General features: G+C 64.1%; 24 protein-coding genes and 1 tRNA gene. 10 read left to right on the forward strand and 15 right to left on the reverse strand.

Annotated elements, in window-relative coordinates; genetic code table 11:
• Nucleotides 1–217: 217 nt before the first annotated feature.
• Complete coding sequence (locus AB843_RS22660; RefSeq protein WP_048649192.1) at nt 218–769, reverse strand: DUF924 family protein; 552 nt, start codon at nt 767–769, stop codon at nt 218–220.
• A 240-nt stretch (nt 770–1009) separates the two neighbouring features.
• Between AB843_RS22660 and AB843_RS22665 the strand changes: the two genes are divergently transcribed.
• The 5 genes from AB843_RS22665 to AB843_RS22685 all read left to right on the forward strand — a co-directional run bounded on the left by AB843_RS22665 (nt 1010) and on the right by AB843_RS22685 (nt 6343).
• Complete coding sequence (locus AB843_RS22665; protein WP_048649193.1) at nt 1010–2605, forward strand: ABC transporter substrate-binding protein; 1596 nt, start codon at nt 1010–1012, stop codon at nt 2603–2605.
• 122 nt (nt 2606–2727) lie between these two features.
• Nucleotides 2728–3732, forward strand: a complete 1005-nt coding sequence (locus AB843_RS22670) for an ABC transporter permease subunit (RefSeq protein WP_048649194.1) — start codon at nt 2728–2730, stop codon at nt 3730–3732.
• A 7-nt stretch (nt 3733–3739) separates the two neighbouring features.
• Complete coding sequence (locus AB843_RS22675) at nt 3740–4648, forward strand: ABC transporter permease subunit (protein WP_048649195.1); 909 nt, start codon at nt 3740–3742, stop codon at nt 4646–4648.
• A gap of 1 nt (nt 4649) precedes the next feature.
• Nucleotides 4650–5519: an ABC transporter ATP-binding protein gene (locus AB843_RS22680; protein ID WP_082143970.1), complete on the forward strand. Its 870-nt coding sequence runs from the start codon at nt 4650–4652 to the stop codon at nt 5517–5519.
• On the forward strand, nt 5516–6343 hold the full coding sequence (locus AB843_RS22685; RefSeq protein WP_048649196.1) for a dipeptide ABC transporter ATP-binding protein: 828 nt from the start codon (nt 5516–5518) through the stop codon (nt 6341–6343). Before AB843_RS22680 ends, AB843_RS22685 begins: the two co-directional genes overlap by 4 nt.
• Before the next feature lie 222 nt (nt 6344–6565).
• On the opposite strand, the gene AB843_RS22690 is transcribed toward AB843_RS22685, so the two are convergent.
• From AB843_RS22690 to AB843_RS22745, 13 genes are all read right to left on the reverse strand, one after another.
• A complete protein-coding gene (locus tag AB843_RS22690) occupies nt 6566–7003 on the reverse strand; it encodes a universal stress protein (RefSeq protein ID WP_048649197.1) in 438 nt (145 codons plus the stop codon).
• An 11-nt stretch (nt 7004–7014) separates the two neighbouring features.
• Complete coding sequence (locus tag AB843_RS22695; RefSeq protein ID WP_048649198.1) at nt 7015–8298, reverse strand: TRAP transporter large permease; 1284 nt, start codon at nt 8296–8298, stop codon at nt 7015–7017.
• Between the two features lie 14 nt (nt 8299–8312).
• Nucleotides 8313–8918 carry a TRAP transporter small permease gene (locus tag AB843_RS22700; RefSeq protein WP_048649199.1) on the reverse strand — a complete coding sequence of 202 codons (606 nt, stop codon included), beginning with the start codon at nt 8916–8918 and terminating at the stop codon, nt 8313–8315.
• Nucleotides 8919–9015: 97 nt separating this feature from the next.
• Entirely contained in the window at nt 9016–10035 is a 1020-nt protein-coding gene (locus AB843_RS22705; protein ID WP_048649200.1) for a TRAP transporter substrate-binding protein, read from the reverse strand.
• A gap of 92 nt (nt 10036–10127) precedes the next feature.
• Complete coding sequence (locus AB843_RS25780) at nt 10128–10349, reverse strand: hypothetical protein (RefSeq protein WP_157384591.1); 222 nt, start codon at nt 10347–10349, stop codon at nt 10128–10130.
• Nucleotides 10350–10468: 119 nt separating this feature from the next.
• Nucleotides 10469–12109, reverse strand: coding sequence for an ABC transporter ATP-binding protein (locus tag AB843_RS22710; protein ID WP_048649201.1), 1641 nt, complete (start codon nt 12107–12109; stop codon nt 10469–10471).
• Between the two features lies 1 nt (nt 12110).
• Entirely contained in the window at nt 12111–13238 is a 1128-nt protein-coding gene (locus AB843_RS22715; RefSeq protein ID WP_048649202.1) for an ABC transporter permease, read from the reverse strand.
• Nucleotides 13231–14148: an oligopeptide ABC transporter permease OppB gene (gene oppB / locus AB843_RS22720; protein WP_048649203.1), complete on the reverse strand. Its 918-nt coding sequence runs from the start codon at nt 14146–14148 to the stop codon at nt 13231–13233. The genes AB843_RS22715 and oppB overlap by 8 nt, the downstream gene beginning before the upstream one ends.
• A 69-nt stretch (nt 14149–14217) precedes the next feature.
• Nucleotides 14218–15807 (reverse strand): peptide ABC transporter substrate-binding protein, encoded by a 1590-nt coding sequence (locus AB843_RS22725; protein WP_048649204.1) that lies wholly within the window; start codon nt 15805–15807, stop codon nt 14218–14220.
• Nucleotides 15808–16081: 274 nt separating this feature from the next.
• A complete protein-coding gene (locus AB843_RS22730; protein ID WP_157384592.1) occupies nt 16082–18451 on the reverse strand; it encodes a S8 family peptidase in 2370 nt (789 codons plus the stop codon).
• A gap of 329 nt (nt 18452–18780) precedes the next feature.
• Nucleotides 18781–19833 (reverse strand): dihydroorotase, encoded by a 1053-nt coding sequence (pyrC, locus tag AB843_RS22735; RefSeq protein ID WP_048649258.1) that lies wholly within the window; start codon nt 19831–19833, stop codon nt 18781–18783.
• 271 nt (nt 19834–20104) lie between these two features.
• A tRNA-Ala gene (locus AB843_RS22740) sits at nt 20105–20180 on the reverse strand.
• Between the two features lie 203 nt (nt 20181–20383).
• On the reverse strand, nt 20384–20770 hold the full coding sequence (locus tag AB843_RS22745) for a TIGR02300 family protein (RefSeq protein ID WP_048649206.1): 387 nt from the start codon (nt 20768–20770) through the stop codon (nt 20384–20386).
• A 320-nt stretch (nt 20771–21090) separates the two neighbouring features.
• Between AB843_RS22745 and aroA the strand changes: the two genes are divergently transcribed.
• The 5 genes from aroA to rpsA all read left to right on the forward strand — a co-directional run bounded on the left by aroA (nt 21091) and on the right by rpsA (nt 26449).
• Nucleotides 21091–22428 (forward strand): 3-phosphoshikimate 1-carboxyvinyltransferase, encoded by a 1338-nt coding sequence (gene aroA, locus AB843_RS22750; protein WP_048649207.1) that lies wholly within the window; start codon nt 21091–21093, stop codon nt 22426–22428.
• 38 nt (nt 22429–22466) lie between these two features.
• Nucleotides 22467–23171, forward strand: a complete 705-nt coding sequence (locus tag AB843_RS22755; protein ID WP_048649208.1) for an SDR family oxidoreductase — start codon at nt 22467–22469, stop codon at nt 23169–23171.
• Between the two features lie 98 nt (nt 23172–23269).
• Nucleotides 23270–23899: a LysE family translocator gene (locus tag AB843_RS22760; RefSeq protein ID WP_048649209.1), complete on the forward strand. Its 630-nt coding sequence runs from the start codon at nt 23270–23272 to the stop codon at nt 23897–23899.
• Between the two features lie 63 nt (nt 23900–23962).
• Nucleotides 23963–24601 (forward strand): (d)CMP kinase, encoded by a 639-nt coding sequence (gene cmk, locus AB843_RS22765; protein WP_048649210.1) that lies wholly within the window; start codon nt 23963–23965, stop codon nt 24599–24601.
• A 141-nt stretch (nt 24602–24742) separates the two neighbouring features.
• On the forward strand, nt 24743–26449 hold the full coding sequence (gene rpsA / locus AB843_RS22770; protein WP_048649211.1) for a 30S ribosomal protein S1: 1707 nt from the start codon (nt 24743–24745) through the stop codon (nt 26447–26449).
• An 80-nt stretch (nt 26450–26529) separates the two neighbouring features.
• Here rpsA and AB843_RS22775 read toward each other — a convergent pair whose 3' ends face one another.
• Complete coding sequence (locus tag AB843_RS22775; RefSeq protein ID WP_048649212.1) at nt 26530–26985, reverse strand: GFA family protein; 456 nt, start codon at nt 26983–26985, stop codon at nt 26530–26532.
• Between the last annotated feature and the right edge of the window lie 10 nt (nt 26986–26995).

Genomic DNA, 26995 nt, shown 5'->3' on the forward strand with positions numbered 1-26995 from the left:
GTATAGGGTTGCAAAGCCCATCTGCCACGTCTCGGAATCTGGCTCCCGGCCAAGTCCAGCCGCCCTCATGGTGAGCTTGTCGAACCACGCACCGGATCAATGCAATAGACCAGTTCATCGTTTCATCGAAACGCTGCCCGCTCTATCTCGTTTTTCTGCATCTATGCGGGCGTCAGGCGAATCCACCAGGCGCCACCTGGCAGCTCAATGCCACAATCTATTGCCCATAACCCGCGTGCTCCTTCAGGAACGCTTCCTCCTCGGCGCTGCTTTCGCGGCCGAGCACGCGGTTGCGATGCGGGAAACGGCCGAAGCGGGCAACGATGTCGCGGTGCTCGATGGCGTATTTCAGCGAGTCCTCATTGCCCAGTCCGCCGAACAGCATGACCGAGCGCTCCTGATCGGCCAGCACTTCGGAGTGCATGAACGGCATGTACATGAACTGCTTCTGCGCCATGCTCATGCCGTCGTCGAAGCCCCGGTCGACGGCGTTGCTCGACAGGCCCATGGCCAGTTGGTCGGTGCCGAAGGCGGCGGGCTGGCGGCGGAATATGTTGCGCGGAAACTGGTCGAAGACGATGATCGCCGCCAGCGCCGCGCGCGGCTCCGACAGCATCGTCCGCGGCTGGTCGCGTTTCATTGTTTCGTAGAGCGGCAGGAACCGAGCGCGAATGGCGGCGTCGATCTCCTCCTTCCCCGTGTACCAGTCTTCCGGCGTCAGTTCGTCGAACCAGAATGTGAGCACATCCTCAGGCCAATCGTCGTTCATGCAGCTTCCTCCTTCGGGCAATGCGTCTGTCGGGGCGTCTGTCGGGCGGATATGGGCCCTGACGGGGCCGTCCCGCAAGGGCGCGAAAGGCGATTCATTGCGCATACTACGGCAAAATCGACCAAAAGTTGCATTTGCGGCGGCAATGTGGACGAGGGTGTTCCCTCTCTTGAGGAACTTTGCTTATATGCGCGCTTCTAGGGCCTCGGCAGCAGGCTCATGATAATCAGGGAGACCTCAATGAAAACGAAACTGACCCTTGCGGCAGCGCTTCTGGCCGCCACGGTGCTGAGCAGCGCGGCAAGCGCGAAAACCTTCGTCTATTGTTCGGAGGGCTCGCCCGAGGGCTTCGATCCGGGCCTTTACACGGCGGGAACCACTTTCGACGCGGCAGCGCACACGGTCTACAACCGCCTGCTCGAATTCAAGCCGGGCACGACCGAAACGGAGCCGGGCCTGGCGGAAAGCTGGGAAATCTCCGACGACGGCCTCGAATACACGTTCAAGCTGCGCCCCGGCGTCAAGTTCCAGACCACCGACTTCTTCACGCCGACGCGCGACCTGAACGCCGATGACGTGATCTTCTCCTTCGAGCGCCAGTTGAACGCCGACAATCCGTGGCACCAATACGTCGCGGGCGCGGCATGGGAATACTTCAACGGCATGGGCTTCCCCGACCTCCTCGCCTCGATCGAGAAGGTCGACGACATGACCGTCCGCTTCAAGCTGAAGCAGAAGGAGGCGCCGTTCCTCGCCAATGTGGCGATGCCGTTCGCATCGATCGTGTCGAAGGAGTATGCCGACAAGCTGGCCGCCGACAATCAGATGCAGATGCTGAACCAGCAGCCGCTGGGCACCGGCCCGTTCGAGTTCGTCAACTACCAGACCGACGCGGTGATCCGCTATCGCGCGCATGACGACTATTGGGGCGGCAAGCAGAAGATCGACGATCTCGTCTTCGCCATCACCACCGACGCCGCCGTGCGCTACCAGAAGCTGAAGGCAGGCGAATGCCACCTGATGCCGTTCCCGAACGCGGCCGACGTCGAGGCGATGAAGGCTGATCCGAACCTGAAGGTCGAGGAACAGGAAGGCCTGAACGTCGCCTATCTCGCCTACAACACCACGCAGGCGCCGTTCGACAAGGTCGAGGTGCGCAAGGCGCTGAACATGGCGATCAACAAGCAGGCGATCGTCGATGCGGTGTTCCAGGGGCAGGCGACGCCGGCCAAGAACCCGATTCCGCCGACCATGTGGTCCTACAACGAGGCGATCGAGGACGACGCCTACGATCCGGAAGCGGCCAAGAAGATGCTCGAGGATGCCGGTGTCTCCGGCCTGTCGATGAAGGTCTGGGCGATGCCCGTTGCACGCCCCTACATGCTCAACGCGCGCCGCGCCGCCGAGCTGATCCAGTCGGATTTCGACAAGATCGGCGTCAAGGTGGAGATCGTCTCCTATGAGTGGGCCGAATATCTCGATCGCTCCAAGGCCAAGGACCGCGACGGCGCGGTGATGCTCGGCTGGACCGGCGACAATGGCGACCCGGACAACTTCCTGCACACGCTGCTCGGCTGCGCCGCCGTCGGCGGCAACAACCGCGCGCAATGGTGCAACGAGGAGTTCGATGCGCTGGTGAACCAGGCCAAGGTGGAGCCGGACCAGGCCGAGCGCACCAAGCTCTACGAGCAGGCGCAGGAAGTCTTCAAGCGCGAAGCGCCGTGGGCGACCATCGACCACTCGCTGTCGGTCGTGCCGATGCGCAAGGAAGTCGAGGGCTTCCACCAGAGCCCGCTCGGCGACTTCGCCTTCGAAGGCGTCGACCTCGTCGAATAAGCGCCCAGTACGAAACATTCTGGAGGCGCGCCGGGCGACCGGCGCGTCTCGTTTGCATTATCCGCCGAGACGCGCTTGTGTAGACGGGACTAAACCTCCAGCCGCCGGAGATCGAACCCGCTATGCTTCGATTTGTCCTGGGACGGCTCGCCGTCCTGATCCCCACCTTCATCGGCGTGTCCATCATCGCCTTCGCCTTTATCCGCATCCTGCCGGGAGACCCGGTGATGCTGATGTCGGGCGAACGGGTCATGGCCCCCGAACGCTATGAGCAGATCAGCCGCCAGCTCGGCTATGACCGGCCTCTGCCGGTGCAGTATCTCGACTATCTGACCGACGTGCTGAGCGGCGATTTCGGCAATTCGATCGTTACCCGCCGTCCGGTCCTCGACGATTTCCTGACGCTGTTCCCGGCGACGCTGGAACTGTCATTCTGTGCCATGATCCTGGCCATTTTCATCGGCGTGCCGGCCGGCATCTTCGCGGCCATAAAACGCGGCTCCTTCTACGACCAGTCGATCATGGGCACCGCGCTGATCGGCTATTCCATGCCGATCTTCTGGTGGGGCCTGCTGCTGATCATCCTGTTTTCCGGCACGTTGGGCTGGACACCGGTCTCGGGGCGGATTTCGCTGCTCTATTATTTCCCGCCGGTGACCCGCTTCATGCTGATCGATTCCCTGCTTTCGGGCCAGGCCGGCGCCTTCAAGTCGGCGCTGTCGCATCTGATCCTGCCGTCGATCGTTCTCGGCACGATCCCGCTGGCGGTGATCGCCCGGCAGACGCGCTCGGCGATGCTGGAAGTGCTGAGCGAGGATTATGTGCGCACGGCGCGCGCCAAGGGCCTGTCGCCGTTCCGCGTCGTCGGCATCCACGCGCTGCGCAACGCGCTGATCCCGGTCATCACGACGATCGGCCTGCAGGTGGGCGTCATGCTCGCCGGCGCCATCCTGACCGAAACCATCTTCTCATGGCCGGGCATCGGCAAGTGGATGGTCGATTCCGTGTTCAAGCGCGATTACCCGGTGATCCAGAGCGGATTGCTGATCATCGCCGGCGTCATCATGCTGGTGAACCTGATCGTCGACCTGCTCTACGGTCTCATCAACCCGCGCATCAGGCATTGAGGCGACCATGACACAGACGGCTTCAACACACGCCAACATGCAGGACGCCTCGCGCCGGGCCCGGCTCGCCGAGTTCTGGTATTATTTCTCGGAGAACCGCGGTGCGGTCGTCGGGCTTTGCGTCTTCGTCCTGCTGGTCATCGTCGCGCTGTTCGCGCCGCTGATCGCCCCGCACGCGCCGAACGCGCAGTTCCGCGACGCGACGCTGGTGCCGCCCTTCTGGGAGGCGGGCGGGCGCGCCGCCTACCCGCTCGGCACCGACGCGGTCGGCCGCGACATGCTCTCGCGCCTCTTGTACGGCGCGCGCTACTCGCTGTTCATCGGCGTCGTGGTCACGTTCCTGGCCCTGACCACCGGCATCATCATCGGCACCATAGCCGGCTATTTCCGAGGCTGGGTCGACACGGTGATCACCCGGCTGATGGACATCATCCTGGCCTTCCCGTCGCTGCTTCTGGCGCTGGTTCTGGTGGCGGTGCTCGGGCCCGGCCTGAACAACGCCATGATCGCCATCGCGCTGGTGCAGCAGCCGCACTATGTGCGCCTGACGCGCGCGGCGGTGATGGGCGAGAAAAGCCGCGATTACGTCACGGCGGCACGCGTCGCCGGCGCCGGCAATTTCCGGCTGATGTTCCGCACCATCCTGCCCAATTGCACGGCGCCGCTGATCGTCCAGGCGGCCTTGTCCTTCTCGACGGCCATCCTCGACGCGGCGGCGCTCGGCTTCCTCGGCATGGGCGCCCAGCCGCCAACGCCGGAATGGGGCACGATGCTCGCCGAATCGCGCGAGTTCATCCTGCGCGCCTGGTGGGTGGTCACCTTCCCCGGCCTCGCCATCCTGATCACTGTGCTGGCGATCAACCTGATGGGCGACGGTCTGCGCGACGCGCTCGATCCCAAGCTGAAGAGGTCGTGAGATGGCGCTGCTCGAAATCGAAAACCTGACCGTCACCTTCGACACGGCAAGCGGCCCGCTCAGGGCCGTCGACGGCATCTCCTTGTCCATCGACAAGGGCGAGGTCCTGGCCATCGTCGGCGAATCCGGCTCTGGCAAGTCCGTGTCGATGCTGGCGGTGATGGGGCTCCTGCCGTGGACGGCGACGGTCAAGGCCGACCGCATGACCTTCGAGGGCCGCGACATCCTCAATTTGAAGCCGGCCGATCGGCGGCGCATCATCGGCAAGGACATCGCCATGATCTTCCAGGAGCCGATGGCCAGCCTCAATCCCTGTTTCACCGTCGGCTTCCAGATCGAGGAGGCGCTGAAACAGCATATGGGCCTCGACGGCGCGGCCCGGCGCCGGCGGGCGATCGAACTGTTCGAGGCGGTCGGCATTCCCGACCCGGAGGACCGGCTGTCGCACTTCCCGCACCAGATGTCGGGCGGGCAGTGCCAGCGCGTGATGATCGCCATGGCGATCTCGTGCGAACCGAAGCTGCTGATTGCCGACGAGCCGACCACCGCGCTCGACGTGACCATCCAGAAGCAGATCCTCGACCTGTTGATGAACCTGCAGGCCGAGCAGGGCATGGGCATGATCATGATCACCCACAATATGGGCGTGGTGGCGGAGACCGCCGACCGCGTCGTGGTGCAGTACAAGGGCAAGAAGATGGAAGAGGCCGACGTCCTGTCGCTGTTCGAGCGGCCGCAGCACGCCTACACCAGGGCGCTGCTTTCGGCCCTGCCGGAAAACGCCACCGGCGACCGGCTGCCGACCGTCTCGGACTTCTCGCTTGAGGACGCGCCCTATCAGGGAGCGCGCGCCCAGGGAGCACAGACATGAGCGAGATCGTTCTGGAAACCAGGGATATCGTCCGCGACTATCACATCGGCGGCGGCCTGTTCGGCACCGGCCGCACGGTGCATGCGGTGAAGGGCGTCAGCCTGAAGGTCGAGAAGGGAAAGACGCTGGCCATCGTCGGCGAATCGGGTTGCGGCAAGTCGACGCTTGCCTGCATCATCACCATGATCGACGCGCCGACCGCCGGCGAATTGTTCATCGATGGCGAAAAGGTCGACATCGCCGCACGGCGGCTGTCGCCGGAAATGCGCCGGAAGGTGCAGATCGTCTTCCAGAACCCGTACGGCTCACTCAACCCGCGCCAGAAGATCGGCGACGTCTTGATGGACCCACTGGTCATCAACTCGGACACCCCCGCCGCCGAGCGGCGCGACCGGGCGATGGCGATGCTGACCAAGGTCGGCCTGCTACCGGAGCATTTCAACCGCTATCCGCACATGTTCTCCGGCGGTCAGCGGCAGCGCATCGCCATCGCGCGGGCGCTGATGCTCAATCCGCGCCTGCTGGTGTTGGACGAGCCGGTCTCGGCACTCGATCTTTCGGTGCAGGCGCAGGTCTTGAACCTGCTGGCCGATCTGCAGGACGAGTTCGGCCTGACCTACGTCTTCATCAGTCATGATCTGTCGGTGGTGCGCTACATCGCCGACGACGTGCTGGTGATGTATTATGGCGAGGCAGTCGAATACGGTCCGCGCGAGGCGGTGTTCTCCGACCCGCAGCACAGCTACACCAGGACGCTGTTCGCCGCCACGCCGCGCGCCGATGTGGAGAGCATCAGGAAGCGGCTGGCGAAGAAGGCGGCTTAATCCGGCGCGGAGAAAGAATGAGCGGCATCATCGACCGTTCAGGCATGGATCCTCGGGTCGGGGCCCGAGGATGAAGAGGGCTGAGGCGCATCGCACGTCATTAAGGTCGGCGGTTAACGCCATCCCGCTATATAGGTTCGTCATCCTCGGGCCCCGACCCGAGGATCCATGCCTGAACCTTGAAAATTGCCAGCCAGCATCCTGTAGGCACCGGTCCATGACTTACACCACCATCACCGGACACTCCGCCAGGCTCGTGACCTTGTGCGAGACGCTGCCCAGCAGATAGCCCTCGAGATCGCCGAGGCCGCGGCTGCCGAGCACGATCAGATCCACTTCCCGCTCCTTGCCGAACTTGACGATGGTGCGGGCCGGCGGGCCGTTCTTGACGAATCCGCGCGGATTCTCGGCCCCCATCTCCAGCGCCGCCTTCTTGGCGGCGTCGGCGATTTCCCTGGCATGCTCGCGCATCGCATCGTCGAGATTCTGCGGGTCGTCCGGCCGAACCATCGACATGGATGCCTCAAGCAGGCTGTGATGCCGGAAGACGGTGAGCATCATCAGTTCCGCACCGGTCATCTTCTGCATTTCAACGCCCAGTTTCAGCGCTTTCAGCGCATTGTCCGAGCCATCGACGGGAACCAGGATTCTCTTGAACATGGCTTACCCTCCTATCTGAAGGCGAGATCGCGCAGGAACAGGGCGATCTGCGGGAAGAAAATGAGGGCGACCGAAACGCCGACCAGGATCACCGTGAACGGCGCGATGCCGCGCACCACCTCGAAATAGGGTCGCTTGAAGATGGCAATGGCGGTGAAGATGTCGCAGCCGAAGGGCGGTGTCGCCGAGCCGATGGCCACCTGCAGGGTGACGATGGTGCCGACCAGCACCGGATCCAGCCCGACCGATTCCACGACCGGCGCGAAGATCGGCACCAGGACGAGGATGACGACGATCGGGTCGACGAACATGCAGCCGACGAAGAACGACACCGAGATGACGGCGAGAACCATTTTCGGCCCCATCTGGTCGATGCCGATCGTGCCGAGGATCTGCTGCGGAATCTGACCGAAGGAGATGACCCAGGAAAAGGCGGCGCCGGCGCCGACGAGGATGAACACGACGGCGGTGATGAGCCCCGTCGATTTGGCGATCTTGTAGATATCGACCATCGTCAGCGAGCGGAAGACGATGAACTCGAGGATCAGCGCGTAGAGAACGCAGGCAGCGGCCGCCTCCGTCGGGCTGAAGATGCCGCCATAGATGCCGCCGACGATGATGACGGGAAAGCCGAGCGGCCAGACGGCCAGACGAACCGAATCCAGCCGCTCGCGCCACGAAGCCTTCGGCTCAGTCGGCACGCCCATGATGGTGGCGTAGATGATGCTGTAGGCGGAAAACAGGACGAGGAGCAGAAGCCCTGGGCCGACGCCGGCGATGAACAGCTCGGAGATCGAGGTGGAGGAGATGACGCCGTAGATGATCATGCCGATGGATGGCGGGATGAGGAAGGCGATGTCGCTGGCGTTGATGATCAGCGCCAGGACGAAGGAATCCTTGTAGCCCGCCTTCAGCATGCGCGGGCGCAGCGGCGAGCCGACCGCGACGACCGTTGCCTGCGTGGAGCCGGAAACGGCGCCGAACAGCGTGCAGGCGGTGGCGGTGGAGACGGCAAGGCCGCCCTTGATGTGGCCGATGAACTTCATGACCATGTCGATCAGCCGGCCGGCGGATTCGCCGCGCGTCATGATGTCGGCGGCGAGAATGAACATCGGCACGGCGATCAGCGAGGCAGGCCGGATGCCGGCCAGCATCTGCTGCACCATGAAGTCCATCTTGCTGAAGCCGCCGAACAGTTCGTAGAACCCGTACATCGCCCCGAGCAGCAGCGGAATCATCATCGGAAAGCCGATGAGAAGCAGGGCGATCATGATGGTGGAGATTTTGAGTGCCATGGTCGTTCCCCCGCTCAGATCTCGATTTCGTCTTCGTCGTATCCCTCCAGCACATGGGTGGAGAGATAGATGTCCTTCTGGACGACGTTCTTCACGGCGGTCAGCGCGTACTGCACCCCGGTGACGAGGAAACCCAGCGGGACCCAGAGGTAGATCCAGTAGACGGGGATCTGCATGGCCGACAGGACGCGGCCGGACTTGGCCACCTTCATGATGTAGGTGATGGAGAAGTAGAACAGCGCGAACATCACCGTCGCCGTCACCACGGCGATGACGATCATCAGGAGCTTGCGCGTTCTGGACGGCAGCGCATCATAAATGGCCGACATGCGAATGTGGCGGCCATGCCGCGCGGCATAGCCGATGCCGGCGAAGGTGATCATGACGATCAGCGCCTGGTTCAGCTCCTCCGTGAAGAAGATGCTGTGCTGGAAGATGAAGCGGCCGACGACATTGGCCACGGTGTTGATGGCCATGAGAATGACGCCGCCGGCCAGGATGACGGCCTCCACCTTGCTGATCGCCGTGTCGATGCTTCCCAACGCGCCGGGCAAGGTCGATGCGTATCCCGCAGCCGGGCCTTTTGCCGGCGTTGGTTCAGTTTCGTTTGCGCTGCCCATATCGTTCCCTCGAATTTGAGCGAAGCCCGCGGCGCGCCGCCCGGCGGCCGCGGGGGTCCCCGTTGAGCCGCTGAACGGCCCGTCTTGTTTCGGGCAGCTACTTCGTGGCGGCTTCCAGATCCTGTTTCAGCTGGTCGAGAATCTTCTTGCCGCTGTCGCCGGTCATCTCGATGAACTTCGCCTCGACCTCGGCCGCCGCCGCCTTGAAGGGCGCGCGCTGCTCCTCCGTCAGCTCGACGATGTTCATGTCGGGCTTGGCTTCCTTGATCTTGGCGACGGACTTTTCCGTCAGGCCGTTCTGGTATTCGAGAATGTGCTCGAACGCCGCGTTGGAAGCGTCCTGGATGAGCTTCTGCTCCGCCTCGCCCAAGCCGTCGTAGAACTCCTTGTTGGCCATCACGGCGGTGGTGAAATTGTTGTGGCCGGCGAAGGTGATGTAGTCGGTGACCTCATACATCTTGGTCGATTCGACCCAGAACATCGGGTTTTCCTGCCCCTGGATGATGTTCGTCTGCAGGCCGCCATAAACCTCGCCCCAGGGAAGCGGCGTCGGTGTTGCGCCAAAGGCCTTGTAGCTTTCCACCAGGAGCGGGTTGGTCATGACACGGAACTTGACCTCGTTCAGATCGGCCGGCCCGGTCACTGCCTTTTTGGTGTTCATGACCACCTCGCCCTCGGGAAACATGGTCAGAAGCTCCAGGCCCTGATTGGCGTAGAGTTCCGGAAACATCTCGTTGATGGCCTTCGAATTGCGGAAGAAATCTCCAAGCTGATCGGATTCGGCCGGCAGCAGATATGGCACGAAGAAGACCTGCGCCTCGGGAATGAGCGCGCCGGTGAAGCCCGGCGACTGATCGACGAACTGCAGGATGCCGGCCTGCGCCTGCTCCATGATGTCGGCGGATTCGCCGAGCGTGCCGAACGGGAAGAGCTGAATCTCGTGGTCGGAATTTGCCTCGATCTCCTCCTTGAACTTCTGGGCGAAGACGCCCTGCACGTCGGTCATCGCTTCCTCGAAAGCGTATTTCCACGTTTCGGCCTGTGCCGAGAGCGACCCGGCGGTGAGGATGGCGGCACCGGCGAGGCCGGCAATCAGATGAGCTTTGATGGAACGCATGATGTTCTCCTCTGGCAGTTTGTTTTTTTTGAATGCAAACGCATCGCCTGAACCGCGTGGCGGGTTCAGGCGTTTCCTTTAAACGAGCGTCGTCAACGGGCTGGGAGCCAGCCCGGTACGGTCGCTATCCCGCGCATGCGCGCTTTTTCGGGGGATTTTTCGCGGCGGGTTTTGCCGCGAGGGGATGACATGGACGGCAGGATTGCCTTGAAGGCAACCAGGGCGAGCACAACCACCTGACGGTTCGACAGCGTGCCGCCGCATCCCGAAGATGCGAAAGGCTTGCCGGTGTTGCTCGTATTGGCTGCAGCCAAGCGCGTGTCTCTGCTCTTCACGGTCCTGTCACCGGACAAACGTGAAACAGACGCGCGGCAGAGTCAAACCGATTGTTATGATAGTGAGAACAAGGTTTGCGGCAGCGCGGGCCCCGCATTCATGCGCGGGCGACCGCCTGGCGGTTGAGCACCCGCTTCAGGTTGAAGGCGGCCTCCATCAGGTCCTTCGTGTAATCGCTTTGCGGATTGTCGAACACTTCGCCCGTCGGGCCTTCCTCGACCACCCGGCCCGACTTCATGACGATGGCGTAGTCGGACAGGGCCTTCACCACCGCCAGGTCGTGGCTGATGAAGACGAAGGACAGATCGTAGGCCTCCTGGATGTCGCGCAGCAGCGCGATGATCTGCTTCTGCACCGAGCGGTCGAGCGCCGAGGTCGGTTCGTCAAGGACGATCACCGTCGGCTTGAGGATCACCGCGCGGGCAATGGCGATGCGCTGGCGCTGACCACCGGAGAACTCATGCGGGAAGCGGTTGCGGGTGCCGGGATCGAGGCCGACTTCCTCCAGCGCCTTGATGGCGCGCTTCTCGCGCTCGCGCCCCGACAGGCTGGGCTCATGCACCAGGAGCCCCTCGGTGATGATCTCGCCCACCGTCATGCGCGGGCTGAGCGAGCCATAGGGATCCTGGAACACCATCTGCAGATTGCGCCGGTAGGGGCGCATGGCGGCGCGGTCGAAGCCCTGGATCGGCGTGCCCTGATAAACGACGCGGCCCTCGGAGGGCAGCAATTGCAGCAGCGCGCGGCCAAGCGTCGACTTGCCGGAGCCGGATTCGCCGACGATGCCGATGGTCTGCCCGGCGCGCAGCCTGAGGCCGACATTCTGCACCGCCTTGACCTCGAAGCCCTGGCCGGAAAAGAACCCGCCCTTCATGTGGAAGGTGACGGAGACGCCGTCGGCATCGAGCAGGATCGGACGGTCCGCGCCGACCGGCGGCTTGTGCCCTTCGGGCTCGGCCGCAAGCAGCATCTTCGTGTAGTCCTCGGACGGCCGCTCGAAAATATCGGCGGTACCTCCGGTCTCCACCACCAGCCCCTTCTGCATCACATAAACCCGGTCGGCGAACGCTTCGACGATGCCCAGGTCATGCGTGATGAACAGGATCGCCATGCCGAGCTTCTTCTGCAACTCGGCAAGCAGGCCGAGGATCTCGGCCTGAATGGTCACGTCGAGCGCCGTTGTCGGCTCGTCGGCGATCAGGAGATCGGGATCGTTGGCCAGCGCCATGGCGATCATGACGCGCTGCCGCTGGCCGCCGGAAAGCTCGTGCGGATAGGATTTCAGCCGCCGTTCGGGATCGGGGATGTGCACCAGCTTCAACAATTCGAGCGCCTTGCGCCGCGCGGCGGACGGAGACAGGCCGCCATGCACGCGGATCGGCTCGCAGATCTGCCGCTCGATCGTGTAGAGCGGGTCGAGCGATGTCATCGGCTCCTGGAAGATCATGGTGATGCGGGCGCCGCGGATCTTGTTCAGCTTGCCGCGCGGCAGGCCGATCAGCTCCTGGCCGCGATAGGTGACGGAACCGGAGACGGCGCCATTGTTGGCCAGCAACCCCATCGCCGCCATCATGATCTGGCTCTTGCCGGAACCGGATTCGCCGACCACGGCGACAGTCTCGCCGGCATTGACATGCATGTCGACGCCACGCACCGCCTCGACCGCGCCGTCGGGCGTGTCGAAGGTGACGCGGATGTCGCGAATGTCGAAGATGCGCTCGGATTTATCCTGCTTCATCTCAGCGATCCTTCGGATCAAGTGCGTCGCGCAGGCCGTCGCCGAGGAAGTTGAGGGCGAACAGAAGCGCCGTCAGCGCCAGCGACGGGTAGAGCAGCATGTAAGCCGCGCCGCGCATGTTGCGCGCGCCTTCGGCGATCAGCACGCCGAGACTGGTCAGCGGCTCCTGTACGCCGAGGCCAAGGAAGGACAGGAAACTTTCCAGCAGGATGACCTTCGGCACCAGAAGCGTCATGTAGATGATGACCGGGCCGAGCGTGTTGGGGATGATGTGGCGGCGCAATATGCCGCCCGAGCGCACACCCAGTGCCTCGGCCGCCTGGACGAATTCGCGCCGCCTCAGCGCGATCGTCTGGCCGCGCACGATGCGCGCCATGTCGAGCCATTCGACCGCGCCGACGGCGATGAACATCAGGACGATGTTGCGGCCGAAGAAGACGACGAGGAGGATGGCGAAGAAGGTGAAGGGCAGCGAATAGAGGATGTCGACGACACGCATCATCAGATTGTCGATGCGGCCACCGAGGAATCCCGCCGTCGCGCCATACAGCACGCCTATCAGCAGCGCCACGCCGGTGGCCAGGGCGCCGATCATCAGCGAGATGCGGATCGAGATCAGCACGCGGGCGAACAGGTCGCGGCCATTGGCGTCGGTGCCGAAGATGAAGCGCAGGCGCTGCACGCTGGCTTCCATGGTGATCGATTTCTTGTCATCCGACTGGCTGACGACGCGCGCGTTGGAGAACAGATCGGAACGGTCGAGATAGCGCGTGACGCGCGGGTCGATCTCGCGCGGCGACGTCGCCTCGATGCGCAGGGTGTTTCCGTCGAGCTCGATCGACCTTGTGTCGACACGGGCCCGGGCAAGGGCGGATTCGGCGAGCGGCACGATCTGCGCCTGGCGCGGATAGGGCTCCAGGCTGGCCGGCACCTTGACGAAGTCGGAATAGACGCGCGCATAGGGATGCGGCGCCAGCATCGGCCCGAAAATGCCGGCCAGGACGAACAGGATCAGGATCACGAGACTGACCATGGCGGCGCGGTTGCGGCGCAGCCGCATGAACGCCGTCGCCCACAGCGAGCGGCTGCGCATTTCGGGCGGCGCGGGGGTGATGGCGATGTCAGTCATAGCGCACCCTCGGGTCGAGCGCCGCATAGAGCAGGTCGACGATCAGATTGAAGACAACGACGAAGACGGCAATGATGATGACGGTGCCCATCACCAGCGTGTAGTCGCGATTGAGCGCCCCTTGGACGAAATAGCGGCCGATGCCCGGCAGGCCGAAAATGGTCTCGACCACCACGGAGCCGGTCAAAAGCGCGGCGGCGGCGGGCCCCAGATAGGAGATCACCGGCAGGCAGGCGGCGCGCAGCGCATGCACGACGACCACCATGCGCGTCGGCAGGCCATAGGCGCGCGCCGTGCGCACATGATCGGAGCGCAGCGCCTCGATGGTGGAACCGCGGATCAGGCGGGCGATGATGGCGATCTGCGGCAGGGCCAGCGTGACGACCGGCAGCACCATCGAACCGGGACTGTTCCAGCCGCCGGCCGGCAGCAGGCTGAGCCAGACGCCGAAGATCAGCGACAGAAGCGGCGCGACGACGAAATTCGGCACGGTGATGCCGAACGTGGCGGTGGCGATGACGCTGTAATCGACCCAGGAATTCTGCCTGAGCGCGGCGATGGTGCCGAGCAGGCTGCCGATCAGCAGGGCGATCAGCAGCGCGGTCCCACCAAGCTGGATCGACACCGGCAGGCCGTTGCCGAGAAGCTGCTGCACGGAGAAATCGCGGTAGATGAAGCTCGGCCCCAGATCGCCACGGGCGAGATTGCCGAGATAATAGAAATACTGTTCCCAGATCGGCCGGTCGAGATGGAAGACGCGGTTGAGATTTTCCAGGACCTTGGCTTCCAGCGTGCGCTCACGGTCGAAGGGACCGCCAGGCGCCACCCGCATCAGGAAGAACGAGAAGGTGATGACCAGGAACAGGGTCGGGATTGCGCCGAGCAAACGGCGCACGGCATAACCGAGCATCGGTACCAACTTTCATGCCGGTTCGATGCCGCCCGGCCACCAGGCCGGGCGACACAACGAACGCAGTTGTTACTCGCTGATGCTCATGAAACGCGTCCCATGAACGTTCTGGATGTTGTCCTCCCAGCCGACGAGCTTGGGCGACACCAGGGACAGGGACGAGTAGAAGAGAAGCGGAACGAAGGGCACGTCCTTCATGAACAGGGCTTCCGCTTCGCGCAGGATGTCGGCGCGCTTGACGAGATCGGTCTCGGCAGCGGCCTTGTCCATCAGGGCGTCGTAATCCGGGTTCTTGTACTTGGCGTAGTTGAAGCCGGTGTTGTCGCTCTCGACCAGGAACAGGAAGTTCTGCGGGTCGGAATAGTCGCCGATCCAGCCGGCGCGGGCGACTTCATAGTCGCTGGTGTCGCGCAGGTTGGAATAATGGGCCGACAGGTCGCGCACGTTGAACTGCACATCGACGCCGATCGCCTTCCACATATCGGCAATGGCCGTCGCGGTGTTCTTGTGGTTCTCGGAGTTGTTGTAGGAGAGTTCCAGCTTGAGCGGCTTGTCGGGTCCGTAGCCGGCTTCCTTCATCAGCTCGATCGCCTTGTCCTCGCGGTCGATCAGCGACGTGTCGGCCCATTCGGCCTGCGCGCCGCCGCCTTCGTAATTGCCGATGCCGGGCGGCACCAGCGAATAGGCGGGCAGCATGGCGCCGGCCCAGATCTCGTCACCGAGGAACTGACGGTCGATCACCATCGACAGCGCCTGGCGCACGCGTGGATCCTGGAGGCTCTCCTTTTCCTGGTTCAGCGCGTAATAATAGGTGCCGAGATAGGGCGTGATGCGCACCTGGTCGCCCAGGCGCTCCTTCATCGACTTGATCTGCTCGGTCGGCAGGTCGGAACAGCTCTGCACCTCGCCGGCCTCGAAGCGGCGCACGCAGGTGGCGCGATCCTCGAAGGGAACGAATTCGATGCGGTCGATCTTCACATTGGCGGCGTCATGGAAATTCTCGTTCTTCTCCATGACGATCTTGTCGCCCGGCGTGAAGGAAACGAGCTTGTAGGCGCCGTTGGTGACGATGTTTTCCGGCTTGACGAAATCCGAGCCATGCGCCTTCACGGCGCCGGGATTGACCGGCAGGCCGGACTGGTGGGTCAAAAGCTCGAGGAAATAGGGGGTCGGCTGCGCCAGGGTGATTTCAAGCGTCTTGTCATCAACCGCCTTGGCGCCGAGCTCCTCGGGCTTCATCTCGCCCTTGTTGATCGCCTCGGCATTCTTGATCGGATACAGGATGTTGGCGTATTTGGCGCCGGTCTCCGGCGTCATGATGCGCTGCAGGGAGAAGACGAAATCCTCGGCCACCACCGGGTCGCCGTTCGACCATTTGGCGTCGCCGCGCAGATTGAACGTGTAGACCGTGCCGTCATCGGAGACGGACCAGGCCTCGGCCACGCCGGGAATGATCTTGGCCTTGTTGTCGTAGACCACCAGGCCTTCATAAAGATCGCGCATCAGATGGGCTTCGGCGACCAGCGAGGTCTTGTGCTGGTCGAGCGTTTCCGGATCGCCGTCATTGCCGCGAATATAGGTCGTTTCAGCAGCGGCAAAGCCCGCCGCGGACATCAGCATCGCGCCGGCAAGCAGCGGCCGGATCAGTGCTTTCAACATTTCCCGCACTCCCATTTACTCGTTTTTCTCATCCGAACGGATGGTTGAGGCGGCATTTGGCAATGAAAAATCTGCTCCGTCAAACGCTTTCAGAAAGGTTTTCCTGAGGTTGCACAAACTGTGCAATAATCGCCCCGGTCGCGCACTGCCATTCGAAAGAAAATTGCTGCGGACGCTACGCAGGATCCCGATACGGACCTGCTCACCCTTCCGTTTACCTTGCGGCAGGCCTGCATAACGCCGGGTAAGTCAGGGGCGTTCAGTCGCGCGTGTTTCAGAATGACTTGCGCAGGCCGACCGCCAGGCCGAGGCCATAGCCCTGCGGGTCGCCCAACAGCAGATCCGCATTGGCATTGATGCGCAGGTCGAAATCATTGCTGGTTCTGTTGGCGTAGGACAGGCCGAAGCGCAACGGCAGGTCGGCGCGCGCCAAATCGATGTCGAGCACCTCGTAGGAGATCACCCCCTTTTCGTCTCGCCCGACGGGCAGAAGAAACTGCGCCTTGCCGGCAAGCGCCGCCGGCCGGATGCCGGCGTAGACGCTGGCCCGGTCGCCGGGGGCGGCGATTGCCTGCTTTCCAACGATCACGCCAGCACTGCCGTAGGAGAGCGCGCCGTAATCGACCAGCGCGCCGGGAGCCGCACGCGCATAGCCGACGCCGAGCTCGGCGAAGCCGGCCAGCGACCAGTCGGCACCGAACGGGGCGCCGAGGGTCAGGCTCGTCGCCATATAGCCACTGTCTTCAGCCGCCATCAGGGGGCCGGGTGTCGGGGATCCGAACAAGCCACCGGAGCCGTCATGGCCCGCGGAGAAGGTCAGTTCGCTTGAGAAGCCCGCATGGGCGGTGAGGCGGGCAGCGGCAAAACGCATCGCATCGGAGCGCTCCATCGCACCGGAGAATTGCAGATAATCATCGGGGCCAAGCGCCATCAGGCGCGAAAAGGCCGGCGCTGCGCCGAGGCCGGCAAAAGCCTGCGAGAAAAGCAGCTTGGCAATCCCCGTTTCAGCCAGCGGGCCCGCTTCGGCGGGCAGGGAACCGGTGAAGGCAAAAGCCTGGTCCAGACGCTGCCCCGGCCGGGCGCCACCAGGCATGCCGGGGTGCGCGCGCTTTGAGTTTGCCCGGCTCATCACCGCTCCGCTGACGTAGAAATCGGCGCCGAGCGCGTCGACCACCATGACGGTCCTGCCAGCGAGCGCCCTGGCGACGGCGTTGCCGATGATCGGCCCGTTGCCGACCAATCCCTCTGCCAGCGGCGTTCCTTCGCCGTCGAACACCGTCCTGCCGCTGGCGATGGACAGGCCGCCGACGGGCGACAGCGCGGCCCGCATGTCGGGCACGCCATGCCCGAACAGCCGCGAATAGGCGCGACGGACGCCGGCGGCGAAGCGGGTCTCGCCGGCGATCGATGCCTGGAAATCCGGCCAGTCGCGCCGCGCGGTGGCGAGCAGGCGCGACGTCCATTCGGCCGGGGCGAGATTGGGAAAGGCCTGCGCCAGAAGGGCGACGTCGCCGGAAACCTGCGGCGCGGCATAGGAGGTGCCGGTGCCGAGCTGGTAGGCCGTGTCGCTGCTTCGCGCCGGCGCGACGAGCGTGCCGTCGGCGGTCAGGCAGAAGCGGGCAGCCGAGCCGCAAGGGGCCGACAAGAGGTTGGCCTCGAGGATCGCCCCCGTCCTGCCGTCGACGGAGAACAAGGCGTTGCTGACGGCGATCCAGGCTTCGGCAAGCTGCGGGACGAAGTTCGGCAGGGACGACCAGGCGGAGGCGTCGCCGAGTTCAGCGTCATTCGAATTGGCGAAGACCAGGACCCCGGTCTTCTGGAACGCGTCATACGTGGAAAACAGCGTTCGCCAGCCGGCCGCCGATCCGCCCTGGCGGCCGGCGAAATAGGCGGCATAATCGGAAGCGCCCGACAGGGCGAAGTCGCGCGCTTCCGCATCGGCGGGCTTCTCGGCCTGCCAGCCCCAGGAATTGTTCTGTACGACCGCGCCATGGGCCGCCGCGTCGGCCGTGGCGGCGGCCAGATGGGCGGGAAGATCACGATCGTCGGCAATGGCCCAGGATGACAAATGCAGCCCGGCGCCGGGCGCGACGCCCATCATGCCGCGACCATCGGCCTTGCCGGCGGCGACGGATGCCACCGCCGTTCCGTGACTGTCGACGCCGAGCGCCGCGGCGCCGCCGAGGAAGCGGACGATCTCCTTGCCGGCCAGTTCCTGATGCGTGGTGCGGTAGCCATTGTCGACGATGGCGATCAGCGTGCCCTCGCCGGTCACGTTTCGCCCGTCCGGCAGTTTCGCCGTATGGGCGAATTCGAGGTTCTGCAAACCATAGGCCGAGGCGCTGGCGCAATCGGGATTGCCGCTGCCGGCGCACAGCGCCTCCTGGCCGAAGCCGGCGCGCAGCCCGTTTTCCTGCGCCGCATTCGGGTCGGCATGGGTGAATTCCGCGCCCTGGCGGTAAAGTGCCGCCGATTGCGCGTCGAAGGTCGGATACTGGCCGCCGCCATAAGGTGGTGGCTTTGCCGGCGGCAACGCCGGCCCCGGCGTGTGCGCGGCGGTCTCCGTCTCGTCCTCGCCGCCGCAGGCGGCAAGAAGAAGGCTGCCGAGGATCGTGAGACAGGCTAGCGGGCGTGTGCGGCCCATCGCGATGCTTTCCGTGGTCGAGTTCCAGTCGACCACGGACAAGCAACGGCAAGGGTATTATAAGCAAACAAGCTGGTGCAACGCTTCAATCGAAATGAAGGCTTCGCATTCATTTCGATTGAAGCAAAGTTGCCCTAGATTCAATAATCTAGTGGCCTGCTTGTCCCAGTCCAAACCTAACGGTTTGGCTGGGGCAGGACACTAGTGGTCTGACCGAAACAGATGGTACCCATCTGTTTCGAGAAGTCAGCCCGCAAACTATTGGTCTGGTGGGGCGATTTTTCCTGACAGATGGGTACCATCTGTCAGGATCGCACCACTAGCGGCGGTCAGCCGACGGCGCTGGCTTCCACGGCCCAATGCAGCGGGAACATCGGATCGAAAACTGTGATCGCGCCCTCGGCGGTGTGAACCGATTTCGGATAGGCGAGCGGCGTGTCGTGCCGCACCAGCGTGATGCGTTCCTCATTCGCCGGCAGGCCGTAATAGGCCGGTCCGTTGAGCGAGGTGAAGGCCTCCAGCCGGTCGAGCGCGCCTTCATCCTCGAACACATGCGCCACGCAGGCGAGCGTGTTGACAGAATTGAAGACGCCGGCGCAGCCGCAGGCGCATTCCTTCATCGGGTCGAGATGCGGCGCCGAATCCGTGCCGAGGAACAGGCGGCGGTCGCCGGAGGCGGCGGCCTTGCGCAGCGCCAGGCGGTGCTCCTCGCGCTTGGCGACGGGCAGGCAGTAATAATGCGGGCGGATGCCGCCGGCCAACAGCGCATTGCGGTTGATGATGAGGTGATGCGGCGTCAGCGTGCCGGCCAGGTTGCGCTCGGCGCTCATCACATAATCCACGCCGTCGCGCGTCGTCACATGCTCCATGACGATCTTCAGCTCCGGCAGGCGCTTCCTCAGCGGCTCCAGAACCTGCTCGATGAAGGCCGCCTCGCGGTCGAAGATGTCGATCGCCGGGTCCGTCACCTCGCCGTGGATGCATAGCGGGATGCCGAGTTCGGCCATGCGCTCCAGCACGGGCTGCACCTTGGCGAGGTCGCGCACGCCGCTTTGCGAATTGGTCGTCGCGCCGGCGGGATAGAGCTTGAGCGCCTTGATGAGGCCATCGCGCACGCCGGCGGCGACGTCGTCGGCCTCGGTCTGCTCGGTCAGGTAGAGCGTCATCAGCGGGGTGAAGTCATGCCCTTCCGGCAGCGCCGCCATGATGCGCGCGCGATAGGCCCGCGCATCGCTGGTCGTGACCACCGGCGGCACCAGGTTCGGCATGATGATGGCGCGGGCGAAATCGGCCGAGGAGTGCGGCAAGACGGCTTCGAGAACCGCGCCGTCGCGCAGATGCAGATGCCAATCATCGGGGCGGCGGATGGTCAGGGTTTTCACGGAACGGAACTCCAGAGCGGATGAAGCCTTGCCCTCATTGCTGACGGCGCGCATCCCTTCGCCCATACGGCGGCGAAATACAAGGGCGGGCGCAGCCACTGCCGGCCGGCCAGATCAAGCCATCGCTGGCCGAAACAACCACTCACAGATGAGAATTTGGTGGAGGCGAGAGGAGAATCCTCGAACCGAAACAAGGCCGCGACTGCGGCCCGGGCTTTCGCCCGCCCCATCGGAGGCGTGAGCGAAGCGAACTGCCCTGAGATATGGAGATTGGTGGAGCCAATCGGAATCGAACCGACGACCTCTTGAATGCCATTCAAGCGCTCTCCCAACTGAGCTATGGCCCCACACTGTCCGGCGACACGCTGTATGGTAATGCGCCGGCCGCCGTTTCCGGCGAAGAGGTTCCGGCCGGCCCGTCGGGCCAACCGTGTGGGCGGCTTCTAAACCTGCCCGCCAGGAAGATCAAGCCCCGTTTTTCGCTTGTTCGCCGCGCGTCGGCGAAGGTTGGGGCGAAGGCCGGGACGTTCTTCCGTGAAGTCCGTGCCGATCAACGATCCTCGTCGTCGTCGCCGACGCCGATGAAGTCCTTGACGTCGTCGTCTTCCTCGTCCTCGTCCTCTGCGAGGAAGGTGGCGTCGTCGTCGTCACCGAGATCGACATCGTCGTCATCATCGCCGTCGATATCCGGGATCTCCGCCTTGTCGCCCGAAGAGACCTCTTCATCGGCGTCCTCGAGGGAAACGACCTCAGGAGCATCCTCCTCCTCGACCTCGTCTTCTTCCTCATCGATCATCTTGTCGACGCCAGCATCGAAATAGCTGCGAGGATAGGACTGGCCCGTATAGGGCGATACGATCGGGTCCTTGTTGAGATCATAGAACTTGCGGCCCGTTTCCGGGCAGACGCGTTTCGTTCCGAGTTCCGGTTTAACCACCTTGCTGCCTCATCGTCTTGCGGTCGGTCCAGCCTGCGACGGCTCCATCGCTGCCGACACCTGAAGCGCACTTTGCCTTCTTGAAAATTTTCGTCCCCATAACGGCAAGTCGCGCGCCTGTCAAAGCCTAATAGATTGGTATAATGGATCGCCCGGGAAACAGACCTCCTCCCTTGAGCATGCTCCCTTTCAACCCCGAGACCGTCCATCCGTCAACCGGGGGATGACCCGCTATCACCAGCATGCTAGAGCGAGCCCCGGAAATCTTGGAATCAATTGCCCGTACGACAGGCAAACTGGCCATCGTCAAGGACCAAAGAATGCACGACGCCGCACCGCGCCCGCTCAGCGCCGCAAAATCCGAATCCCTGACCGGTCGCGCCCGCGTGCCGGGCGACAAGTCGATCTCGCACCGCGCCCTGATGTTCGGCGGGCTGGCCGCCGGCCAAACACGCATCACGGGGCTGCTGGAAGGCGAGGACGTGCTGCGCACCGGCGCGGCAATGCGGGCGATGGGCGCGCAGATCGAACGGCGGGGCGATGAATGGGTGGTGTCGGGAACCGGCAATGGCGCACTGCTCGAGCCGAAAGAGGCGCTCGATTTCGGCAATGCCGGCACCGGCGTGCGGCTGACCATGGGTCTTGTCGGCTCCTACGACATGGAAACCCGCTTCATCGGCGATGCCTCGCTGTCGAAACGGCCGATGGGCCGCGTGCTGGATCCGCTGCGCGAGATGGGCCTGCAGGTGCTTGCCGCCGAGCCGGGCGACCGGCTGCCGATCACGCTGCGCGGGCCGAAACACGCCGCGCCGATCACCTATCGCGTGCCGATGCCCTCGGCGCAGGTCAAATCCGCCGTACTCATCGCCGCGTTGAACGCGCCGGGCATCACGACGGTCATCGAGCCGGTGGCGACACGCGATCACACGGAGAAGATGCTGGCCGGCTTCGGCGCGTCGCTCCAGGTGGACATCGACGGGGACGGCGTGCGCCACATCCGCATCGAGGGCCAGCCCCGGCTGACCGGGCAAACCATCGCCGTGCCGGGCGACCCTTCCTCGGCGGCGTTTCCGCTGGTGGCGGCGGTCATCGTGCCGGGTTCCGACGTGATCATCGAGAACATGCTGATGAACCCGACGCGCACCGGGCTGCTGACCACGCTTCTGGAGATGGGCGCCGACATCACGATCGTCGACCGGCGCAACGAGGGCGGCGAGGACGTGGCCGACCTGCGCGTGCGCGGCTCGGAGCTGAAGGGCGTCATCGTACCGGCCGAGCGCGCGCCGTCGATGATCGACGAATATCCGGTGCTGGCCGTCGCCGCCTGCTTCGCCGAGGGCGAAACGCTGATGCAGGGGCTGGAGGAGCTGCGGGTCAAGGAATCGGACCGGCTGTCGGCGGTCGCCAACGGGCTGAAGGTCAATGGCGTCGACTGCGTCGAGGGCGAGGCGACGCTTGCCGTCACCGGACAGCCGGGCGGCAAGGGGCTGGGCGGCGGCACGGTGGAAACCCATCTCGACCACCGCATCGCCATGAGCTTCCTGGTCATGGGACTGGCGGCGCAAAAGCCGGTGACCATCGACGACCAGGCCATGATCGCCACGAGTTTCCCCGATTTCACCGACCTGATGCGCCGTCTGGGCGCGCGGATCGACTGAAACGCCATCGCTGAAAGACAATTCCGGAGGAGGCCAAGATGAGCGCTGAGAAAGTGGCAATGATCGTCGGCGGCGGCAGCGGCATGGGCGCCGGGGCGGCCAGGACATTGGCGGCGAGCGGCTATGAGGTGGCCATCCTGTCGTCGTCCGGCAAGGGCGAGGCGCTGGCGGGCGAACTGGGCGGGCTGGGCTTTACCGGGTCCAACCGCTCGGTCGACGATCTGACGCGCTTCACCGAGGAGACGATGCGGCGCTTCGGCCGCGTCGACGTGCTGGTGAATGGCGCCGGCCACGGGCCAAAGGGCGCGGTGCTGGAGATTTCCGACGCCGACTGGCAGCTCGGCATGGAATTCTACCTGCTCAACGTGGTGCGCGCCACGCGGCTGGTGGCGCCGATCATGCAGGCGCAGAAATCGGGCTCGATCGTCAACATCTCGACCTATGCGACCTTCGAGCCGGAAGAGGCGTTTCCGACCTCCGGCGTGTTCCGCGCCGGGCTTGCCGCCTTCACCAAGCTGTTCTGCGACACATATGCCGCCGACAACATCCGCATGAACAACGTGCTGCCGGGCTTCATCGATTCCCTGCCGGAAAAGGAAGACCGCCGCGCGCGCATACCGATGGGCCGCTATGGCAGCGTCGATGAAGTCTCGGAGCTGATCCTGTTCCTCGCCAGCGAGAAATCGGGCTATATCACCGGCCAGAACATCCGCATCGACGGCGGCATCACGCGGTCGGTGTAGCGTCGCGTCAAGTCCTGTCAGGATGTGTTTGCCGGCCGTGGCAGGCCGGTTTGCGCTCGACTATGATCCGTTCCCAAACAAGGATGAGGGGACCGGTCATGGACCAGATGCATATTCTGCTCGGCATTGCGACCATTCATTTCTTCGCCATATCGAGTCCCGGCCCGACGCTCTTCGTTGTCGCCGGTCATGCCAACTCGCCGGATCCACGCAACGGGCTGTTCGTCGTCATCGGCGTCGTCGCGGCGACGCTGGTGTGGTCGTCATTTGCCGCTGCCGGCCTGGGCACTGCGCTCAATGCCTTTCCGTGGCTGCCGGTGGCGATCCGCGTTGTGGGCGGCGCCTACCTCGCCTGGTTCGGCTTCAAGATGCTGCGCTCGGCGTGGCGCGGCCAGGCCGGGCTGGACAGCATCGACAGAGGCGGCGCGGATATCGGGCCGATGGGCGCGTTGCGCGCCGGTTTCGTCACCAACATCTCCAATCCCAAGGTGATCGCCTACTATGCCAGCCTGTTCGGCGTGATGATCCCGCCGGCAAGCCCGGTCGGATTGTTTGCCGGCGCCGTCCTGACCGCCGTGATCGTCTCGACGCTGTGGTGGGGCCTGGTTTCGGTATTTTTCCGCTTGCCCGTGGTGTGTCGCGGCTTTATCCGCATCCGACGGGTGTTCGATGCCCTGGTCGGCGCAGCGCTGATCGCCTTCGGCGTGAAGCTGATCGCCAGCCCCTAGGGTCAGGACCTAGATCATCGCGTCGAAAACACCGGCCCATCAACCGCGCAAGGAGCCTGACCATTGCTGATCGCCATCGACGGACCGGCCGCCTCCGGCAAGGGAACGCTGGCCCGCAAGCTTGCCGCCCGGTACGGGTTGAGGCATCTCGACACGGGATTAACCTATCGCGGGGTCGCAAAGGCGCTTCTCGATGCCGGCCTGCCGTTGGACGATGAAAGCGTTGCCGAGGAGACGGCCCACGGGCTCGACCTCGGCGGGCTCGACCGCGCCGTGCTGTCAGCGCACGGGATCGGCGAGGCGGCGTCGAAGATCGCCGTCATGCCGGCCGTGCGCCAGGCCCTGGTCGACAAGCAGCGCGCCTTCGCCGTCACGCCGCCGGGCGCCGTGCTCGACGGGCGCGACATCGGCACGGTGGTGTGCCCGGACGCCGATGTGAAGCTCTATGTCATCGCCACCGCCGAGGTGCGCGCCGCCCGCCGCTGGCGCGAGATCGAGGCCGGCGGCGGCACCGCCGACTACGCCGGAATCCTGGCCGATATCCAGCGCCGCGACGCACGCGACACGGAACGGGCGGCCAGCCCGCTCAAACCCGCGCAAGACGCCCACTTGCTCGATACGAGCGAAATGGATATAGAGACGGCGTTCCGTGCGGCCTCAGCCATCATCGATGCCAAGCGCATCGAGCGGAACGCGAACTGAAGAACCGCCTGCCTCGCATTCTCATGCGCCGGATTTGCCGCTTCGCGGCTTCAGAGCGATCCGCTCGGATGCAAGGCAGGTGAAACGCAACACGAACCACCGGCGCCGCCCCGCTCGAAACGGGGCAATTCAGGAGCATCAATGTCAGAACTCAATCCGTCTCGCGATGATTTCGCGAGCCTTCTCGAAGAATCCTTCTCCGAGCGCGACGCCGCCGAAGGCGCAGTCGTCAAGGGCATCGTCACCGCCATCGAAAAAGACATGGCGATCATCGATGTCGGCCTGAAGGTCGAGGGCCGCGTGCCGCTGAAGGAATTCGGCGCCAAGGGCAAGGATTCCGACCTCAAGGTCGGCGATGAAGTCGAAGTCTATGTCGAGCGCATCGAGAACGCGCTGGGCGAGGCCATGCTGTCGCGCGACAAGGCGCGCCGCGAGGAAAGCTGGGTCAAGCTGGAAGTCAAGTTCGCCAATGGAGAGCGCGTCGAAGGCTTCATCTTCAACCAGGTCAAGGGCGGCTTCACCGTCGATCTGGACGGCGCCGTGGCCTTCCTGCCGCGCAGCCAGGTCGACATCCGGCCGATCCGCGACGTCACTCCGCTGATGCACACGCCGCAGCCTTTCGAAATCCTCAAGATGGACAAGCGCCGCGGCAACATCGTCGTTTCGCGCCGCACGGTTCTCGAAGAGAGCCGCGCCGAGCAGCGCTCGGAGATCGTCCAGAACCTCGAAGAGGGCCAGGTGGTCGAAGGCGTGGTCAAGAACATCACCGATTACGGTGCGTTCGTCGATCTCGGCGGCATTGACGGCCTGCTGCACGTCACCGACATGGCATGGCGCCGCGTCAACCATCCGACCGAAATCCTCAACATCGGCCAGACGGTCAAGGTGCAGATCATCCGCATCAACCAGGAAACGCACCGCATCTCGCTGGGCATGAAGCAGCTCGAAGCCGATCCGTGGGACGGCATCGGCGGCAAGTACCCGCTTGGCAAGAAGGTTCTCGGCCGCGTCACCAACATCACAGACTACGGCGCGTTCGTCGAGCTGGAGCCGGGCATCGAAGGCCTGATCCACGTCTCGGAGATGTCCTGGACGAAGAAGAACGTCCATCCGGGCAAGATCCTGTCGACCACGCAGGAAGTCGAAGTGGTGGTGCTCGAGGTCGATCCGGTCAAGCGCCGCATCTCGCTCGGCCTGAAGCAGACGCTGGAAAACCCGTGGGAAGCCTTCGCGCGCACCCATTCGGCGGGCTCCGTCGTCGAGGGCGAGGTCAAGAACAAGACCGAATTCGGCCTGTTCATCGGCCTGGACGGCGATGTGGACGGCATGGTCCATCTCTCCGATCTCGACTGGAACCGTCCGGGCGAGCAGGTGATCGAGGAATATAACCGCGGCGACGTGGTGCAGGCGCAGGTTCTCGACGTCGACGTCGACAAGGAGCGCATCTCCCTCGGCATCAAGCAGCTCGGCCGCGACGCCATCGGCGAGGCGGCGGCTTCCGGCGACCTGCGCAAGGGCGCAGTCGTCACCTGCGAGGTGACCGGCGTCAAGGAAGGCGGGTTAGAAGTCAAGCTCGTCGACCACGATGTCGATGCCTTCATCAAGCGCAACGACCTGTCGCGCGACCGCGACGAGCAGCGCCCCGAGCGCTTCTCCGTCGGCCAGAAGGTCGATGCCCGCGTCACCATGTTCGACAAGAAGACGCGCAAGATCAGCGTTTCGATCAAGGCGCTGGAAATCGCCGAAGAGAAGGAAGCGGTTGCCCAGTACGGCTCGACCGATTCCGGCGCTTCGCTCGGCGACATCCTCGGCGCGGCGTTGAAGAAGCAGGGCGGCGACGACGAATAAGTCTCGCGCTCACGCGTGAAACGAAGAGCCCCGCCGGAGTGATCCGGCGGGGCTTTTTGCTTTGTAGCAGTCTCGTCCGCTCACAGGCTGCGGGCGAATTCCTCCAGGAGCTGCGGGAACTCCTCGACCGGCGGGAAGCCCTCATAGCGATGCCGGGCGGGCGTTTCCACCCAGGACAATTTGTCGGCCGTCATCGTCTCGATGAAAGGCCTGTTCCACGGCATGTCGTCGAACATGGTCGGGCGCACATTGACGAAATCGTCGACACCGGCGATGCGGGTGAACATCCATGTCATGCAGGACGGGCAGCAGTAATGGTCGAGTTGCGGGCCCTTGATGCCGCCCTTGACCGGCTCGCCCTTCGTCACGCGAAAGGCCTGGCCGGGGATCATCACCGTCAGGGAGTAGGCGCTGGCGCTCATGCGCTGGCAGCCCCGGCAGTGGCATGCGGCGGTCATGATCGGCGGGGCGGAGATTTCGATCTCGACACGGCCGCAGCGGCATGTGCCTGAGATCGGAAGGCGAGGCTTTTCCATAGATTCGATG

It is taken from the genome of Nitratireductor soli (assembly GCF_001050155.1).
GTDB lineage: Bacteria > Pseudomonadota > Alphaproteobacteria > Rhizobiales > Rhizobiaceae > Nitratireductor > Nitratireductor soli.